Genomic DNA, 1,309 nt, shown 5'->3' on the forward strand with positions numbered 1-1,309 from the left:
GGTGGCGCCACACCAGGTGGCGCCACCGGCACCGCGACCGCGCGGCGGGGAACTGACCGAGGGCTGGCGCCACCTGCTGACCCACCCCCAGCTGCGGCCGCTGTTCGTGAACGTGGCCCTGGTCAACGGTCTGATCATGGCGACCGCGCCGGTCATCGCCGTGCTGATGCTCGGCGATCTCGGCTTCGCGCCGTGGCAGTACGGGCTGGCCTTCTCGGCACCCTGCGTCGGGGGTCTGGTCGGTTCCAGGCTGGCCCGTCCCCTCGTCGCGCGGCACGGCTCGCTGCGGGTGCTGCGGGTCGCCGGCACCGCACGGTCGTGCTGGCTGCTACCGCTGGCGTTCGTCCGGCCCGGCGCGGGTGGTCTGCTGCTCGTCATGTGCGCCCAGCTGGGTGTGGTGACCTGCGCGGCGACGTTCAACCCGGTGCTGGTCACCTACCGCCTCGAACGCACCGGGACGCACCAGGTGGCCCGCACCCTGGCCGCCTGGTCGGTCGGCGTGAAGGTGACGGTGGCCGCACTCACTGCGCTGTGGGGAGCGTTCGCCGCGGCCGCGGGCCCGCGCGCGGCGATCGCGGCGGCCGGTGTGCTGATGCTCGCCTCGCCGCTGCCGCTGGCGCTGGCGCTGGCACGCGGCCGAGCCGCCACCGACGCGGAGCCGACCCGGGCGGCCGCGCCTACCACACATCAGCCCGCGCCGTCGACCTCGGGGGCCGGCGGGTAGCACCGGGCGCGGCGTCGGGTCAGACGCGGGCCTTGTCCGCGGCGGCGGCGGCAAGGAGTTCCTCGGCGTGGCCGCGGGCGAGGGTGCTGTCCTCCTGGCCGGCGAGCATCCGGGACAGTTCGCGGACCCTGCCCGCGTCGTCGAGGGTGACGACGCCGCTGCGGGTCACCGAACCGTCATCGGCCTTGTGCACCACCAGGTGGCGGTCGGCGAACGCGGCGACCTGTGGCAGGTGGGTGATGCAGATGACCTGGTGGGTACGGGCGAGGCGGGCGAGGCGCCGGCCGATCTCGACGGCGGCCCGGCCGCCGACGCCGGCATCGACCTCGTCGAAGACCATCGTCGAGCCGGTGTCGGCGGCGGCGAGGACAACCTCGATCGCGAGCATCACCCGGGACAGCTCCCCCCCGGACGCGCCCTTCTGCACCGGGCGGGCCGGCGCGCCGGGATGGGCGATGAGCCGCAGCTCCACGTCGTCGACGCCCGACGGGCCGAATGCGAGCGTCCGGTCGCCGACGGGCAGCCCGGTGGGGTCGGCGCGTTGGGACACGGCTGCTTCGACGCGGGCGCGGGGCATCGCGAGGC

At 75.6% G+C, this 1,309-nt stretch carries 1 protein-coding gene and 1 pseudogene; one reads left to right on the forward strand and one right to left on the reverse strand.

All coding sequences use genetic code 11. From position 1 onward, the window contains the following. Positions 1–724, forward strand: a 724-nt coding sequence (locus MXD58_RS27760; RefSeq protein WP_250611119.1) for an MFS transporter, incomplete at its 5' end; no start/stop codon positions are given. A 19-nt stretch (positions 725–743) separates the two neighbouring features. Here MXD58_RS27760 and MXD58_RS27765 read toward each other — a convergent pair. After that, positions 744–1,309, reverse strand: a pseudogene (locus MXD58_RS27765) (DNA repair protein RecN); the annotation flags it as partial.

Origin of the sequence: Frankia sp. AgKG'84/4 (assembly GCF_023242965.2) — a bacterium.
Lineage (GTDB): Bacteria > Actinomycetota > Actinomycetes > Frankiales > Frankiaceae > Frankia.